The 16,746-nt window shown below is 43.4% G+C and carries 16 protein-coding genes; 8 read left to right on the plus strand and 8 right to left on the minus strand.

The window, feature by feature from the left end; genetic code table 11:
• Positions 1-7 precede the first annotated feature (7 nt).
• The gene (locus PSYC_RS01015) at positions 8-1,240 is read right to left on the minus strand and encodes an acetate/propionate family kinase (RefSeq protein WP_011279509.1); all 1,233 of its coding nucleotides are present in this window, start codon (positions 1,238-1,240) and stop codon (positions 8-10) included.
• Positions 1,241-1,863: 623 nt separating this feature from the next.
• On the opposite strand from PSYC_RS01015, the gene PSYC_RS01020 reads away from it, so the two are divergent.
• The 4 genes from PSYC_RS01020 to PSYC_RS01035 all read left to right on the plus strand — a co-directional run bounded on the left by PSYC_RS01020 (position 1,864) and on the right by PSYC_RS01035 (position 5,932).
• A complete protein-coding gene (locus PSYC_RS01020) occupies positions 1,864-2,172 on the plus strand; it encodes an LptM family lipoprotein (protein ID WP_041757428.1) in 309 nt (102 codons plus the stop codon).
• Positions 2,173-2,281: 109 nt separating this feature from the next.
• Positions 2,282-3,613, plus strand: a complete 1,332-nt coding sequence (gene lysA / locus PSYC_RS01025; RefSeq protein ID WP_011279511.1) for a diaminopimelate decarboxylase — start codon at positions 2,282-2,284, stop codon at positions 3,611-3,613.
• Between the two features lie 336 nt (positions 3,614-3,949).
• Positions 3,950-4,837, plus strand: coding sequence for a diaminopimelate epimerase (gene dapF, locus PSYC_RS01030; RefSeq protein WP_011279512.1), 888 nt, complete (start codon positions 3,950-3,952; stop codon positions 4,835-4,837).
• A 57-nt stretch (positions 4,838-4,894) separates the two neighbouring features.
• Entirely contained in the window at positions 4,895-5,932 is a 1,038-nt protein-coding gene (locus PSYC_RS01035; RefSeq protein WP_011279513.1) for a tyrosine recombinase XerC, read from the plus strand.
• A 213-nt stretch (positions 5,933-6,145) separates the two neighbouring features.
• Here PSYC_RS01035 and PSYC_RS01040 read toward each other — a convergent pair whose 3' ends face one another.
• The gene (locus PSYC_RS01040; protein WP_011279514.1) at positions 6,146-7,042 is read right to left on the minus strand and encodes a nitrilase-related carbon-nitrogen hydrolase; all 897 of its coding nucleotides are present in this window, start codon (positions 7,040-7,042) and stop codon (positions 6,146-6,148) included.
• Positions 7,043-7,521: 479 nt separating this feature from the next.
• Between PSYC_RS01040 and rpoN the strand changes: the two genes are divergently transcribed.
• Both rpoN and hpf read left to right on the plus strand, forming a co-directional pair.
• The gene (gene rpoN, locus PSYC_RS01050) at positions 7,522-9,231 is read left to right on the plus strand and encodes an RNA polymerase factor sigma-54 (RefSeq protein ID WP_011279515.1); all 1,710 of its coding nucleotides are present in this window, start codon (positions 7,522-7,524) and stop codon (positions 9,229-9,231) included.
• Positions 9,232-9,633: 402 nt separating this feature from the next.
• Positions 9,634-10,014, plus strand: coding sequence for a ribosome hibernation-promoting factor, HPF/YfiA family (gene hpf / locus PSYC_RS01055; RefSeq protein WP_011279516.1), 381 nt, complete (start codon positions 9,634-9,636; stop codon positions 10,012-10,014).
• 431 nt (positions 10,015-10,445) lie between these two features.
• Here hpf and thiS read toward each other — a convergent pair whose 3' ends face one another.
• From thiS to PSYC_RS01075, 4 genes are all read right to left on the minus strand, one after another.
• A complete protein-coding gene (gene thiS, locus PSYC_RS01060; RefSeq protein ID WP_011279517.1) occupies positions 10,446-10,646 on the minus strand; it encodes a sulfur carrier protein ThiS in 201 nt (66 codons plus the stop codon).
• Positions 10,647-10,755: 109 nt separating this feature from the next.
• Entirely contained in the window at positions 10,756-11,124 is a 369-nt protein-coding gene (locus PSYC_RS01065) for a DUF423 domain-containing protein (protein WP_041757433.1), read from the minus strand.
• Between the two features lie 64 nt (positions 11,125-11,188).
• On the minus strand, positions 11,189-12,052 hold the full coding sequence (rpoH, locus tag PSYC_RS01070; RefSeq protein WP_201500657.1) for an RNA polymerase sigma factor RpoH: 864 nt from the start codon (positions 12,050-12,052) through the stop codon (positions 11,189-11,191).
• Positions 12,053-12,293: 241 nt separating this feature from the next.
• Positions 12,294-12,761 (minus strand): sulfurtransferase TusA family protein, encoded by a 468-nt coding sequence (locus PSYC_RS01075; protein WP_011279520.1) that lies wholly within the window; start codon positions 12,759-12,761, stop codon positions 12,294-12,296.
• 391 nt (positions 12,762-13,152) lie between these two features.
• On the opposite strand from PSYC_RS01075, the gene PSYC_RS01080 reads away from it, so the two are divergent.
• The gene (locus PSYC_RS01080) at positions 13,153-14,838 is read left to right on the plus strand and encodes a M48 family metalloprotease (RefSeq protein ID WP_011279521.1); all 1,686 of its coding nucleotides are present in this window, start codon (positions 13,153-13,155) and stop codon (positions 14,836-14,838) included.
• 211 nt (positions 14,839-15,049) lie between these two features.
• On the opposite strand, the gene PSYC_RS01085 is transcribed toward PSYC_RS01080, so the two are convergent.
• Entirely contained in the window at positions 15,050-15,499 is a 450-nt protein-coding gene (locus PSYC_RS01085; protein WP_011279522.1) for a GatB/YqeY domain-containing protein, read from the minus strand.
• A 198-nt stretch (positions 15,500-15,697) separates the two neighbouring features.
• The gene (rpsU, locus tag PSYC_RS01090) at positions 15,698-15,913 is read right to left on the minus strand and encodes a 30S ribosomal protein S21 (RefSeq protein ID WP_010195908.1); all 216 of its coding nucleotides are present in this window, start codon (positions 15,911-15,913) and stop codon (positions 15,698-15,700) included.
• Between the two features lie 415 nt (positions 15,914-16,328).
• Here rpsU and PSYC_RS01095 point away from each other — a divergent pair, with 415 nt between their 5' ends.
• Complete coding sequence (locus tag PSYC_RS01095) at positions 16,329-16,697, plus strand: hypothetical protein (RefSeq protein WP_011279523.1); 369 nt, start codon at positions 16,329-16,331, stop codon at positions 16,695-16,697.
• The last annotated feature ends 49 nt before the right edge of the window (positions 16,698-16,746 follow it).

A 16,746-nucleotide genomic window follows, 5' to 3' on the forward strand; every position in this document is an offset into this window, starting at 1 on the left:
ACCAGTCTTATTGTAGACCTAAGGCCGCACGAGTCTCTTGTGCGATACGGCATTCTTCATCAGTTGGGACAACCCACAGCTCAATGCTGCTATCGTCAGTATGGAAACTGCCTTCATTGCCACCGACCAAGCCAGCATTCTTACCGGCATCTACTTTAATACCAAAATGACGCATGACTTCTAAAATACGCGCGCGCGTGGTCACAGAGTTTTCACCGATACCACCGGTAAAGACGATACCTGTAAATTCAGGTAAGGCACAGCTCAGGCTGGCTAGATATTTACCAGCACGGTAGCAGAACATTTCGATGGCTAATTGGGCGTCTGCGTGACCTTCGTTCGCGGCTTGTTCAATAGTGCGCAAGTCATTTGATAAGCCTGAGATACCAAGCAGACCGCTCTCACTGTTGAGCATCTTATCAGTCTCTTCTAAACTCATGCCAAGCTTACGTTTGAGATGAATATGTAAGCTAGGATCAACATCACCACTACGCGTACCCATCATTAGGCCTTCAAGCGGGGTTAGACCCATGCTGGTATCTAAGCTTTTACCGTCATAGACGGCAGATGCTGAGCAACCGTTGCCTAGATGCGCGGTGATCCAGCCGTGTGGTCCTGTCGCGCTGGTAATGTGGCTGGCACGCTCTGAGACATAGGCGTGAGATGTCCCATGGAAGCCGTAACGACGGATTTTTTCTTCTTCATAGAGTGCTTTTGGAATCGGATAGCGGTAGGCCACTGGAGGCATGGTTTGGTGAAAGGCAGTGTCAAATACCACCACTTGCGGAATCTCAGGATAAATGGCTTGTACGGCTTCGATACCCAGCGCATTCGCCGGATTGTGTAGTGGGGCGAGGACTTTTAGACGTTTGACTTCTTCTAACACATGCGCATCGACACGCACCGCTTCTGAATATTCACGACCGCCATGTACCACTCGATGCCCAACGGCAATAAAGTGATACTGCTCAAGCAGCTCAAGGATTCTTTTTAAGGCAAGTTCATGACGACCACCAGCAATCGCAATTTCTAACTTTTCACCATTTAATGTCGTGTGTTTGATGCGGGCAGTATCGAGACCTAAGTTTTCTGCCAGACCTGTGATACGAGTGGTTTCATCATCACTAATCAACGCATATTTGATTGAAGAAGAGCCGCAGTTCAGTACTAAAGTGGGATTGGTCAGTGTTGATGATTCAGAGTGTTTGTCATCAAAAGTGGTGGTTACGCCAGCGCTCATACTCTATCCTTAGATTGTCTTTTATAAAAGGTGCATCATTTCGACGATCACCTGTTGAATAAACGAAAACCAGCGATATGGGTGCTGGTAGAGATCGCACGATTCGGATGCATAAACCATCACCGCGCTGATTTTCGTTATGCTTGAGCTATCACTATTTCCAAAAGGTTTTAAGTGTAAAGCAGACACATGCTAGTGCTGCGTTATAGCTACAAAGGTTGACTATAATATATCATATTTTGGGAGTACACCAGAATAACCCTAAGGCTTTAATTAGTCTGCCCTTGCTTGCTGGTTACAGGTGTACACTGAAGGCAGTGAGGGCTTATCAGATAAAATAAGTAAAAATTTGCCTTTATAATAATTGTAAATAAGTTTGTCCAGCTTTGTATAAACAGCATTGTTTTATATTTAGATTGGATTCACTATCACTATATTTCAGCACATTTACTAAGTAATCTTATTCTATAAGCGCACAGCTTTATAGAATAATGCTATGATTAAAAATGGTCATCTTCTATCTGTTTTATGTAGGATTTTTTATACGAGCGTCTACCGGCATTGTTTCCATTAAAAAGATATTGGCACTCTCAAACCATTGCAGCATTAAAGGCTTTTACTCTATGTTTAATACACAACGCACCTCAAATAAACAACGTTCGAATAGCCGTTTGAGCGCTAGCCGCCATGGTGTCTACACCCTTATTTTTGGTACAAGTATCGTGATAGCTTCGGTTACTTTGGTAGGCTGCGGACAAAAGGGCAATTTATACCTTGTAGACGCTAGTAGTAAAGCGGTGCAAGATAGTACTGCGATATTAGATAGTGGCAGTAATCCACAAGATACCGCCTTTGCTAAGATTGACGGCGACCAGAAAAATACAGAGGATTTTCAGCTGCCTGAACCGAGTAACGATCCTAACGATTATTAATGGATTCTTAGATTAAAACGTAAATGCTCAAACGATTTTTGAGCAAGCCCGACACTTTGTTGTTATTTTATTGTTACTTTGATAACTTGATTATATTAGAGATATTTATATGAGCCAGTCAGTCACTACCCAAACTGAGCAAGGACTGTACATCAATCCTGAAGCTTTAACTGCCCATTTGCCTGCGCTACATTACCAAAATGATGCGCTACATATGGAGCAAGTAAGTATTACCGAAGTGGTTAAACATTATGGTACGCCATGTTATGTCTATTCAAAACAGGCGATTTTAGCGGTCTATCAAGCATACACTGACAGTTTTGCTAGCTTAAATCACCAGATTTGTTATGCGGTAAAAGCAAACTCTAACCTTGCTGTACTTGGCGTATTGGCGCAAGCGGGAGCAGGGTTTGATATCGTCTCACGTGGTGAGCTGATGCGGGTATTGGCGGCAGGTGGCGAAGCTTCGCGCGTGGTATTCTCAGGCGTCGGCAAGACCTATAGCGATATTGAATATGCGCTTAACCAAAGTATTGGTTGCTTTAACGTCGAGTCCATTAGCGAGCTGACTTTAATCAATGACGTTGCAAAGGCACTAGATAAATCAGCGCCGATATCACTACGTGTCAATCCTGATGTCGATGCCAAAACCCATCCTTATATTTCAACAGGTCTCAAAGACAATAAGTTCGGTATCGCTCACGAAGATGCGCTGGTCGTTTATCAGCAAGCAGCCAAATTGTCTCATATCAATATCGTCGGTATTGACTGTCATATCGGCTCGCAGTTGACTGAGGTTGAGCCATTCGTTGCCGCATTGGACAAAGTGATTGAACTGGTGCATAGCTTAGGTAAAGTAGGTATTGAGCTGCGTCATATCGATTTAGGCGGTGGTCTGGGTGTACGTTATATCGATGAGACACCAGTGTCTATCGATGAATTTGCCAATGCTTTATTACCGAAACTTAGCAAACTTGGCTTGACGGTGTTCTTCGAGCCGGGTCGTAGTATCGTTGCTAATGCGGGTATCTTATTGACGCAAGTTGACGTACTAAAACCGACTGAGCATAAGAATTTTGCCATTGTCGATGCGGCAATGAACGATTTAATTCGTCCTGCTTTATATCAAGCTGAAATGGCAGTGATTCCAAGCGCATTACCTAATAATGGTATCGATACGGAAGGTACGCAGCCGTGGGATATCGTTGGCGCCATTTGTGAAACGGGTGATTTTTTGGCGAAAGACCGTTTATTATCGCTCGCTACAGGGGATGTCTTAGCGATTACGGGTGCTGGCGCTTATGGCTTTACCATGAGTAGTAACTATAATTCACGCCCGCGAGCTAGTGAGGTCATGGTAGCTGATGATCGCCATCAGCTAATTCGCAAACGTGAAAGTATTGAAGCGCTATATGCAGACGAAGTATTGTGGCAAGGTTAACTAGAGTCGGTGAAAAGTAATATCGATACAACAGGTACTACTGGTGCAAATTTTTCTTGCTTGCTGTGCCTACGCAGACAGAGGCTGCAAAAAATTTACACCAGCAATACGGTAGCGACTTTAAAGTATTTCAACTATAGTAAGCAGCATAAAGTATCTCAAAAAGCTAACCCATTATCGTGATGATAGTGGGTTTTTTTATGGCAAGTTTTGATTGAATACATGAATATTAAGAGATGACTATAACTTGGCATTTGATAACGGTGATAGTTATGATTGTAACTGACAGCGTGCTAATATAAGACATATATAAAAATCGGATAGGGTATCAGGGATATGCTAATAGAATTTACTAAGATGCATGGGTTGGGCAATGACTTTATGGTCATCGATTTGGTGACTCAGCGTTTGGACTTAACCAAGGATTTGGTACAGTTATTGGGTGATCGTCATTTAGGTATTGGTTTTGATCAACTGTTGGTGGTCGAGCCGCCGATGCGCCCCGACGTTGATTTTAGTTATCGTATTTTTAATACTGATGGTACAGAGGTTGAGCAATGCGGCAACGGCGCCCGCTGTTTTGCCCGTTTTGTTCAAGCGCGCAAGTTATCATTTAAGCAGCGTCTCCGTGTTGAGACGGCGAGCGGCATTATTTCACTGACGACCGACCATTATGGCTGGGTCGAAGTTGATATGGGTAAGCCCAAGTTTGAGCCAAGCGAGATTCCATTTACCCCAAGAGCCACCACCAAAATCCAAAATGCCTATCATCTGGACGTGAATGGTACGCCTGTGCAGCTTTATGTTGCCAATATGGGCAATCCGCATGCGGTCATCAAAGTTGATGATGTGCTTGATGCCGACGTTGAAAGCTTAGGCAGAGCCATCGAATCACACCCTGCCTTTCCAGAACGCGTCAATGTCGGTTTTATGCAGGTAATGAACCAACGTCATATTCGTCTGCGAGTGTATGAGCGCGGTGTTGGTGAGACACAAGCCTGTGGTACGGGCGCTTGTGCAGCCGTTGCCATCGGCATACGTGAAGGATGGCTTGACGAAGGCGAAGATGTACGTGCCCAGCTCTATGGCGGTAGCATGGTTATCAAATGGCAGCCGGGTTATTCTGTCATGATGACCGGACCAACTGCGTTTGTGTATGAAGGTGTTTTTAGTCCAGATGGCTTGATGGCACAAGCTGGTATCAAGCCCAATCCAGAAATTTAAGAGTGAAAAGTAAATAACAGTTATTTTTACTAGATAGGTAACAGGGTTATTTTCAATATGGTGATGTCGTATACAAATCCTCACGTGACAGACGCACAATCTGATTCACCGTCATGGCTATCAGCAGAATTGGCACTCACCATAGAAGCGGATGCAGCATTACGTGAATTATTAGCGCCTGTGCATCGTTGGCTAAATGTCTTGTCTGTGCGCAATCACTCGCCGCATACATTGACGGCTTATTTTGCTGGCTTAAACCAGTTGGCGCTATTTTTACGCGGGAAATGTTTGACGTGGACACGCTGTGATAAACGCCAATTAGCCCAGCATATCAGTCAACGCCTTGATGAAGATAAGCTTGCGCTTGCCAGCGTCCAGCAAGAACTATCGGCAATCCGTCATTTTTATGGCTGGTTGATAGAAGAGGATTTGGCGCGTATCAATCCAACCACAGGGTATCAGCTTAAGCGCAGCCCTAGACCATTACCCTCTATCGCAGATGTGGATTTATTGACGCAACTGCTTGATCAAGAAATCCCCGATACACCCGAACAAGCGCGCTTGTGGCTACGTGATAAGGCGATGTTTGAGTTACTTTATAGCAGTGGTTTGCGTGTCGGTGAGCTAGTAGCGCTAGATATAGCAGATGTGGACTTGGCTGATTTGCGGGTACGTGTGACCGGTAAAGGTAATAAGACACGTCTAGTACCTTTAGGGATAAAAGCGGCTGACGCCATTCGCCGTTATTTACCCCATCGCAATCTGTGGGTAGAGCAGATGGACACTGCGTTATTTATCAGTGAAAAACTGGGCACGCGTTTATCAACACGGGCAGTGCAGCAGCGTCTCAAAGTTGCTGCTACTCGTGCTGGCATTGCCCAAAATATGTATCCCCATCTGTTGCGCCATTGCTTTGCTTCGCATATGTTATCGGGCAGTGGCGACTTGCGCGCTGTCCAAGAGATGCTTGGGCATAGTGATATCAGCACCACCCAAATTTATACCCATGTCGATTTTGCTAAATTGACCCAAGTCTATGACCGCGCACATCCCCGAGCCACTCACGCATCCAAAGACAGCGATTCAACCACTTAATTTTAAAAGTGTCTTTTATCATAAATATAGTTGAAATACTTTAAAGTCGCTACCGTATTGCTGGTGTAAATTTTTTGCAGCCTCTGTCTGCGTAGGCACAGCAAGCAAGAAAAATTTGCACCAGTAGTACCTGTTGTATCGATATTACTTTTCACTGACTATAGCTTTTATCAAGAAAAACTTTTATGAAAAAACGCCTGTATAAAAATGACTTTACGCCAAACGATGACAATCAAAAATAGGCATCTTTTGTCGTCCCTGATTTTGCGCTTGTCTATCTAATGTCGCCAGTACAATGGCATAATTTTTATTGTCTTCATTTAAAGATTGGTTTAATTCGCTAGCATCGTAGCTGCTGATTACGGTTCCATCATAAGCGCTCATCGTCGTATGTCCCCAAGTCTGACGTGTATGACCGTCTTTATAAGCATGCTCACCACCTTGTGCTGCACCAATCACCATACATTGGCTGTCCAAAGCTCGCGCTTGCAGCAAGAGCGACCAGTGGGCTTGTCCTGTTAGATACGTAAAAGCAGATGGTGCACTTAATAGTTCTGCCCCTGCTTGACGTAAGCGCTGCGATAATGCAGGAAAACGCAGATCAAAGCACACCATCATACCGAGCTGATAAACGGCACCCTCTACATCGAGAGCTGCCACGACTGTTTGTGCGCCTGGCTCAAACGTCGCCGCTTCATTATAACTACCTTGCTTATCCGCAACTGTCGCGGTGAATAAATGAATCTTGTCATAGCGTGCGATTCGGGTACCATCGGGCGCAAACAATAGGCTTGCTTGGCGCAGTCTACCGTCAGGCACAATCACACCGTCAGGGCGATACGGGCAAGGCAATGAGCCTGCAAGAACGTACATACCATATGTACGTGCATACTCCGCTATCATCGCTGACAGCGCATCAAAGTGCTCTGCGGTAGCAAATTGTCTACCCATGCTACAGCAGTTTTCTGGTAGCACGGCAAGCTGAGCGCCTTGTGCAGCAGCCTCTATAATAGCGGCTTTTATATCCGCTAGATTGTCTTCAATGTTTTGCTGGCTATTCATTTGGATAGCAGCAACGGTCAGCTGCGTATTATTTATAGGGTTACTCATAGTAGGCTTCTCAGTATTGTTAGCGTTATATATGTCTTATAAAGCGTTTTTAGGTTTGCCGTTATTTTTGCCGTTATTAATGGTTTATTTACACCTTATTCCGCAAATCACTTTATGCAACGATAGTAAGCCCAGTATAAAAATGATACAGCGGGACTGGAATGAATTTTTTGCAGCCTCTGTCTGCGCAGGCACAGCACGCCAGAAAAATTTATACCAGTGCCGCGTCAAAACATGATGTATCTACTTTATTTGGAATCGACTATATGAGCAGGTATAAATTTTCATTAAAAGATTCTTTAAAAGCCGTCATAAAGCTATGGACAGAGGTTTATACATCACGTATCTGGCTAGGGCGTAAATTATCATAGCAAAATTATCGCAAAAAATGCTATCGTCATGTCCTGTTAAGGGTAAACCGCTCCCTAATCAGCATCACAAAGACAATATCACCAAGACTGGAGTGTAATAAGCTGCCCATGAGTATGTCGTTCGGATTGGCGACCACGCTAAGCATCTCACAAAAACTGACCCCGCAAATGCAGCAAGCTATTAAATTGCTGCAGCTCTCTAGTCTTGAGCTTGCGCAGGAGGTTCAAGCGAAGCTGGATAGTAATCCACTACTAGAACGCATCGAAGACGATGAAGATGAGTATGAAAGTGCCGATAAAAGTGCCGATAAAGACGCGTTAGTTGAGTTTGGCGAGCCACTAACGCTAGACAGCTGGAATCAAAACACGGCTTCTGACACATTTTCCGTATCTTCTTCAAGTAATAATGAGGATGAGTTTGAGTATGATGACAGTATTAGCGATAGCCTAGATAAATTGCAGCAAGACAGTTTTGATACGGATGCCATAGACAGTTATATGCTTGAGGACTTCGACGGTTCAAATGAAGAAAGCCTCAACTATGATAGCCCTTATGCAGAATATGATGGTTTTGACACAGCCAGTGCTGGTACAGGCAGCCCGTCAGCGCGTCCAGATTCTGATGACTTTGATAGCTATCAAGGCAGTACCAATGCGACGATTCAAGACCATGTGCGCTGGCAGCTAAATTTTAAGCGACTCTCAGAGACAGATACGCTTATCGCTGAGTATCTGATGGACTCTATGGACGATATGGGTTTTGTACGGCTTGATATCGAGGAGTTGCTACAAAGCTTTGATACCATTGCGAGTTTTTATCAGTGGGATGAGCGTGTTGAACATGACGAAGTGATGGCCGTACTGCGTATGATTCAATCCTGTGATCCGCTGGGGGTTGGTGCGCGAAATCTAAGTGAATGCCTAGCGATTCAGCTATCTAAGCTCGATACTGACATACCGTATCTCAAACAAGCCCAAGCGCTCTTGTCAGCCAGTGAGCATCTGGTCAGTAATAACATTAAAGCCTTAACTGAGCGCACAGGACTTGCTGCACAGGAGATTACCCCCGCACTTATGCTGTTACGCAGTTTGAATCCTTCACCAGGATTGCTGTTTCAGAGTCGCCAACCTGATTATACTCAGTCGCCCGACAGTTATGATATCCCTGATGTACTGGTGACGCCTATCCGTCGCCATGATGCCAATCAAAACACCGACACATCTACCCAAGAGGATGGCTGGCAGGTACGTCTAAACCCTGAAACTTTGCCAAAACTACGGGTCAATCAAGAATATGCCAACCTTGTTAAGCGCGGTGATAATAGCCCTGATAATCAATATCTGCGTGAAAATCTCACCGATGCGCGCTTGTTTATTCGCAGTATCGAAGAGCGTAATCAGAACCTTTTGAAGGTGGCGACCAGTATCGTCCGCTACCAGCAAGCGTTTTTGCAGTACGGTGCCACTGCCATGCAACCGCTTATTTTAAAGGTAATTGCAGACGAAGTCGATTTACACGAATCAACGGTCTCGCGCCTGACTACCAGTAAGACCATTTTGACCCCACAAGGTCTGTTTTCGCTCAAGCACTTCTTTTCATCACATGTTAGCAGCAGCGATGGCGATATCTCATCAATTGCTATCAGCGCGATGATTAAGCAGCTTATAGCCGATGAGGAGCCCAAAAAGCCACTATCCGACAGTAAGATAAAAAATTATTTGTTAGCAGAAGGTATCGATATTGCCAGAAGAACAGTTGCCAAATATCGTGAAGCGATGAGTATCGGCTCATCTACTCAGCGCAAACAAAAATATTAATGGTCTGAATTCGACAAGTTATCTATAGAGATGATGAATCACCAAAATATTTTATAGTAAACATAAAAAATAAAATTTTCTGATTATATAGAAACATTGAAGAAACAACAGGATTTATTACATTTAATTACAATATAGAGTCTTGCTACTATCGGGTTTTCATGACAAATTAGAGTCCTACCAACAACAAAATCTAAGTGTCGATTTAGCAAATTTATGTAGCCAGTTATTAAGGATGAGATAAAAAAGACGATAAAAGGATACGTCGATATTTTATTAAAAGCACTGCTATTAGAGGCGTTGAGGATAAAGACACAAGATTATTTTGTGGTAAGGCAGGGTGATAAAAGCAGCAATGCTACCTCATCTGTTGATTGTAAGTACCAATAAGAGGACAATAATATGAATGTTTCTATCAGTGGTCACCATATCAGTATTACCGATGCCATGGACACCGCAGTTCGCGAAAAACTTGAAAAAGTAGAGCGTCACTTTGATCGGATTCAAAGTCTTCAAGTGATTCTATCGCTAGATAACAGCGGTGCTAAAAAGAGCCATAAGGCTGAAGCTATCATGCGAGTCTCGGGTAAAGAGATGTTTGTTCAAGCTCTTGATGATGATATGTATAAAGCCATAAATGAGATGGCAGACAAACTTGATAGACAAGTACGCAAATATAAAACCAAATTGGAGAGTAAAAAGACACAGGGTGCTGGGCGTGATGGACGCTATGAAGATTTGATGACGGCTGAAGCAGAGCCTGCAGTAGAGGCTGCAGTTTAGTGACAGCTTGCTGTGTCATAAAATTTTAATAATGCTTAGCTAATAAATAAACGTACAAATAGCATGGTTATTAAATTGAACAGTATTCATGAGTGATTTGAATACATGACATGCTCAAGAAAGAGCAAATCAGCCAGCTTAAGACGCTAAGTAAAAAAAGACCTCAAATGAATAATCGTTGAGGTCTTTTTTATAGTCATTTTTAAAGAGGAAGTGTTGTAAAAGTTAAGTTTTGAAGTATGATTATCTAAAGTACTATTTCTCAAACCTGCTCTTTTAATTGCTATAGTCGGTGAAAAGTAATATCGATACAACACGTACTACTGGTGCAAATTTTTCTTGCTTGCTGTGCCTACGCAGACAGAGGCTGCAAAAAATTTACACCAGCAATACGGTAGCGACTTTAAAGTATTTCAACTATATAGAAAATTTTAGCCACCGCCTACAGCCTGTACTACCTCAATAGTCATACCTTCGACAATATGTAGCCTATCAAGCTCGCTTTTAGGAATCAGTTCACCATCGACTTCCACCGCATAACGACCGTTACTAAGCCCGAGCTCATTGACGACCAATTGTACCGTTTGATGAGTCGTCTGTAACTTCTTACCATTGACACTAATATTACTCATATACTGTGCTTCCTAATAATTCAAGATTCCTATTTATCTATCTTATTTTTACTATTAACAGCGCTTGCGTAGCTGATTAAACCAAGAGTTTTTTATTGAAATTCATTTATCAGCTATTTGTTAAGCGTGCGGAGGATAGAGCAAGCCATAACCAACCAGCAATCATCAGCACACCGCCAATAGGGGTAATGGCGCCAAACCAACGCGGCGCGCCAAGTGTCATGGCGTATAAACTACCAGCAAAAATAATCACCCCAATTTGTAGTAACCATGCTGCGGTTTGGGTTGCATAATTCAGGCGAATGAGGATGCCAACAAGTAATAACCCAAGCGAATGGACGAACCAATATAGGGTTGCCGTCTGCCACCACTCTAGCTGCTGAGTGCTGACCATAGCTTTAAGACCATGCGCGCCAAACGCACCCAGAGCAACGGCGATGGCCATATTGATCGCCGCGATACTAATCCAATTTAGCATGATCATACTCGTATTATTGACTAAGGTTTGCTAAAGAATGGTAGACGTTTTATTGATATTCGCCTTATTGAATATCATCAGGTAAAATCACACTATCGATGGTCATCGCTTCACGGATTTTGTCCATGGCATTTTTTTCAATCTGGCGTACGCGTTCTGCAGAGATAGAGTAGACCGCTGCCAATTCATGCAACGTTGACTTTTGCTCAGATAACCAGCGCTGCTCGACAATATCACGAGAGCGATCATCTAAGGTTTCCATTGCAGCAATCAAGGCTGATGAGTTGTTTTCTTCCCAGTCAGATTCTTCGACAATCTCGGCAGGGTCAATGCCATCTTCTAAAAACAACTGCGGTGCATAACGTCCGTCATCGTCATCACTCGATTGCGCCTCAAACGATGCATCGTAAGAGGTAAGACGCGACTCCATCTCAAGCACTTGCTTACGGGTGACGTTCAAGTCATTGGCAATCGCATCGGCTTCTTCAATCGTCAACTGATTATTGGTCTTTTTGAGACTACGTAAGTTAAAGAACAGTTTACGATGCGCCTTGGTAGTGGCAACTTTTACAATGCGCCAGTTACGAATGACAAATTCATGAATTTCCGCCTTAATCCAATGCACTGCAAATGATACTAGACGTACGCCTTTATTAGGATCAAAGCGTTTTACTGCCTTCATCAGTCCCAAATTGCCTTCTTGGATCAAATCTGCTTGCGGTAACCCATAACCTGAATAGCTGCGTGCGATATGAATGACAAAACGCAAATGCGACATGACCAGCAGACGTGCAGCTTCTACATCGCCTTCATCATAATAGCGATGGGCAAGCTCTTGCTCTTGGGTCGGAGTCAAGATAGGGATTTGATGGACAGTGTTGATATAAGCACCCAAATTCACCCCAGGCGCGGACAAATGCGTTGGCATAGCTGGTACCAAATCGCGCGTACTGGTATCGCCGAGCGCGCTGGCATCATAAGGCGGACGCTCAGCTGCCGCCTTTAATGCCGCCTCGCGCGCTTCGTTTTTTTCAGGAGCGGCGCTGTCTTTTTTACGGGTATTTGCAGCATTAGTAGTGGTATTAGCCATATTCTTGACCTTGGTTAAATAGATAAGCAAACAGTCAGATAAAAATCTTTATAGTTGTAATTGTAAAGGATAGCGACGCTTAGTTGCTATCAGTTTTGGTAATGATGAAGTGATATATTGTATCAACAGAATATTTAGTTTGGTTGTCGCTTGCCGCTTTACTGTCTGATACGGTGGCTTGATTTATGATAAGCGATAGTGGGTTCTCGGCATCTGTTTGCAAGCTTTGCTGACAAAAAGCCATGATATCAGCTTGAGAATTTGGATCGGTTGCCACCACGTATAATGACTCACCAGCGACGACACTGCGTAATGCTACTTTGGTTTTTAACAGTGGCATCGGGCAGGCAAGTCCTCGACCATCGACCATATTTTTAATAATAAGCGACGGTTTACTCAAATCTGTTTTATGCTTTAAGTTGGTGTCATTGACTGGTAGTAAATCTAGGAGCTGCCTTATTGATTGCTGCCCGCTCTTAGACACAGTCTCTGCCAAACATATCGGATAAGAAGCTCGTACCATGATTGATGGGCTATCAGCAGACATAAAATAAACCTTTAACGTGTCTATCATTAAACCTCGTGTTTCAGTCTAATGCTTAGGGTTACAATTACAATATTTATAGATAGTGCTATCTTAATATGACATGGCGATTATGTTGCGACGCCGACGGTTTTATAAGCAATCATTATAGCAAATTGCCTGTATTCAATTGCAGTTGAATATAGTCATCATCGCGTTTGATCAATCAAAACGACTGAGTAATATTGATTTTTATATTTTCATATTAGACTTATCTAGTAGGCTCACATAACCATGTTGCGCAATAGTGACGCCCTGCGGAGTTATTGGTAGCGACAGGCATACGGTAATTGACCTTGAATAGACAAGCTCTTATAGTCAAAGCACGTTATGATTATACATATAGGGTACGCACTTGGATTATTTTAAAAGACAATCAGTGCTTGATAAGCCACTGATAAATGCACAGAATAAATATGTTATCACTCACTATGCAGGCATACAGACAAGGTCATTCTCTAAGCTGGTCAATCGCCAGCTGTTGCCAACGCGTGCGCTAAAATTAGCAGTGTCAACGATACTATTAGCCTGTACAAGCGCCGCCTATAGCAAGAGCCAAGCTGCGCCATTGAGTGATGATTCATGGCAAACCACTGGCACAGAAGCGCTAAATTTGCCAAATTTACGTGGGCAGGGGCTGAGCTTTGAAGAGCAATATCAAAATAAATTGCTTGGTGAATGGTCATTAAGAAACATTAATGGTCGTGTAAAGATGGAGCATGACCCTTGGATTCAAGAAACCGTGAAAGAGCTGACGTGGCGGCTTAATGCCCAAGCGCGTCAGCAAGCACCGCTCGGTTTGGTCATTATTGATAATCCAAGTATCAATGCGTTTGCGGCACCAGGCGGCGTGATTGGTCTCAATACCGGCACCATATTGGCAGCAAACAGTATGGATGAGCTGGCAAGCGTCGTCGCTCATGAGGTTGCACACATCAGTCAGCGTCATTATGAGAGCGGTGCTGATGAGCGCAAGAAAGCCTTGCTGATGCAAATAGGTGGCATGCTCGCCGCGATAGCTGCATCGACCGTCGATGGTGATGCAGCAGCAGCAGTCATGATGGGCAGCCAAACCGCCGCGATGAATAGCAGCATGGCGTTTAGTCGTAATAATGAGCGTGATGCTGATCGGGTTGGTATGCAAATCATGAACCAAGCTGGTTATGATCCGCGTGCGATGCCACGCTTCTTTACGACCATGAATCAAAAAAGTCAGATGAACCAAACGGCCAATCAGTTTCTGCCCAGTTTTATCCGCTCACATCCACTGAGTAATGAGCGCTTAAGCGAATCTCAAAGCCGTGCGCAACGTTATAATGCGCTGCCGTTAAATCAACAGCAGCGCCATCAAGCCTTGTTTGATTTGCTCTATTGGCGCGTACAAAGTACAGGAAAGCATGCTTCAGAGATGGCCTTGATGACCGCAGCAAAGAACAGCGTCGGGGCAAAGCTTGCGCTGATGCACTGGTATGGAGCGCAGCAACGCTTTAAAGAAGCAGACGATTTATTTGTTGAACTGTCTGCATTATCGATAGCAAAGCGCCAAGTACTCGAGCCATTATTGTCCATTACCCAAAGCCAAATTTTGACTGAACAAAATAAATGGCAACAAGCGGCTGAAGTATTAGAAAGTCAGCAGCGTTTGTATCCTGAGCGCCGTGATTTACGTCTGTATTTAGCGGAAGCCTTGACCAATAGCAATCAGCCAACCAAAGCGCAAGTCTTACTCAAACCATTAACTGAGCAGCAACCAAGCGATCGCTATGCTTGGCAAAGTTTGCAGTTAGCCAATGAAAAACTGGCAAAGACCACTGATTCTGCACCGCTAAAAAGTATCGCTACTATTAATGCGCTGCGTTATCGCAGTCATGATCAACTATGGAGTGGGCACTATGAGCGCGCACTGACTTCTTTGACGCAAGCTAAGCAATTGACAGAAAAACTGCAAAATACGGCTCAAGCCAATAGCGCCCGACCTCTGCTTGCCAATATTAATGCCGAAATCAAAGCCGTAAAAACCGCCAAAGACTTTAAGCCTTAGGCGGTTTTTTGATAGCTGACGACTAGAGTCGGTGAAAAGTAATATCGATACAACACGTACTACTGGTGCAAATTTTTCTTGCTTGCTGTGCCTACTCAGACAGAGGCTGCAAAAAATTTACACCAGCAATACGGTAGCGACTTTAAAGTATTTCAACTATATAAAGCACTGAATAAAAAATAGCGTTGATTTTATTAACTTGTCGTCGCTATTAGCCTTGTAGCGCATCTTTGACGAGTTTTGAGATTAGTGCAGGGTCAGCACGACCAGCGGTTTTACTTTTTAAGATACCCATCACGCTACCCATATCACGCATTGACGTGGCACCTTGTTCAGCGATTTCTGCACTGACCAAAGCAGCAAGCTCAGCATCATCCATCTGTTTTGGCATATATTCATTGATAATATCAATCTCAAACTGCTCTTTGGTCGCCAAATCATCACGACCATTTTCGGTAAAAATAGTCAATGATTCATGACGCTGTTTGAGCTGTTTTTGTAATATCTCCAATACTTCGGCATCATCAAGCTCTGTCCGACGGTCAATCTCGATTTGTTTGATAACCGCTTGTACGTTACGCAATACTTTGACCCGTTCAAGCTCACGTGCTTTCATAGAGACTTTGATGGTGTCAGTTAACGTCTGTTTAATTTGGCTCATTGTTATTATTCCTTATCAGTATAAATAAAAAGTTTGTGTAAAAATCTGCTAATCATCACAAGCTTTATAACAGAAAGCCTTAGAATCAATCATGTGACCGCAGTAATAATAAAAATTGTAGCATAAAAAACGCCACTGATATCATTGGATAACAGTGGCGTTAGTGTAGCGCTGGTACTTAGCTAATCGTATTATCGATTAGTACATACGAGTGGTACGAATAGTTTCGCGTTGTAATTTCTTTTTATAACGCTTTACTGCAGCCGCTTTTTTGCGCTTGCGTACTTGCGTTGGTTTTTCATAAAATTCACGCTTACGTACATCTGACAATACGCCAGCTTTTTCACAAGCACGTTTGAAACGACGGATAGCGATATCAACTGGTTCGTTTTCTTTAACCTTAACTGCAGGCATGAAGACTCCTCGATTAGGATGAGATATAAGGGCATTAGTTTGGCTGTATATTAGTATTTAGCCGTAATATCTCAAGATTACTGGCATCAGCTCAAACTAGGATAGTCTTGCGCAATAGCACAAGGGCGCCTATTTTAATAAAAAATAGCAGTAAAGTCAAAGGCTTTAGCATACCTATTTTAAATAAAGCGCTTGATTAAACTGCTTATATCAGTTTAATCACGTATTTAACCGGATATAAGTGCTATTATTTATGGCCAGTCTTTTCGAATATATAATCATTGAATTTTGGATAAAGTCATAGTCTGATAATAACGGCTGATATGCAGTCTATGTTATGATAAGTCGAGTCTGGTATTAAATAAAATAATCAGGCGCGACAACGCTTTTATAGCAATTATATTGAGGGTTTTTGATGAAAACTGGAATAAAAAAATCAGTCGTAAGTACGGCACTATGGGCAACATTGGCTCTTATTATGGGCGTCAGTCTGAGTGCTTGTAGTAGTGAAAAAGAAGGCGAAGCATCAGAGCACATCTTAGCCGTCGATCGTGTCGATGCTGCAGCAGCGCTTGCTCGCAAGAACGCACCTGCAGCAGAAAAGATGGATTTTCCAGCAACAGCGCCAATGCCAGCTGTGGGCGCGACAACAGATGCCACGATGAGTACTGAAGAAGGGGCGGCTGTAGTAGAGGGAACAGCAGCTGATGCAACAGCAAGCGTCGATAGTACTGATACCGCTATGGCGCCTGCCGATAGTGCCGCAATGCCAGCCACAAATTAATCATGATTGAAGGCAGTATTCAATAATGAGTGATGTCATTAACAATCTA

This window comes from Psychrobacter arcticus 273-4 (assembly GCF_000012305.1).
In the GTDB taxonomy this organism is placed as follows: Bacteria; Pseudomonadota; Gammaproteobacteria; order Pseudomonadales; family Moraxellaceae; genus Psychrobacter; species Psychrobacter arcticus.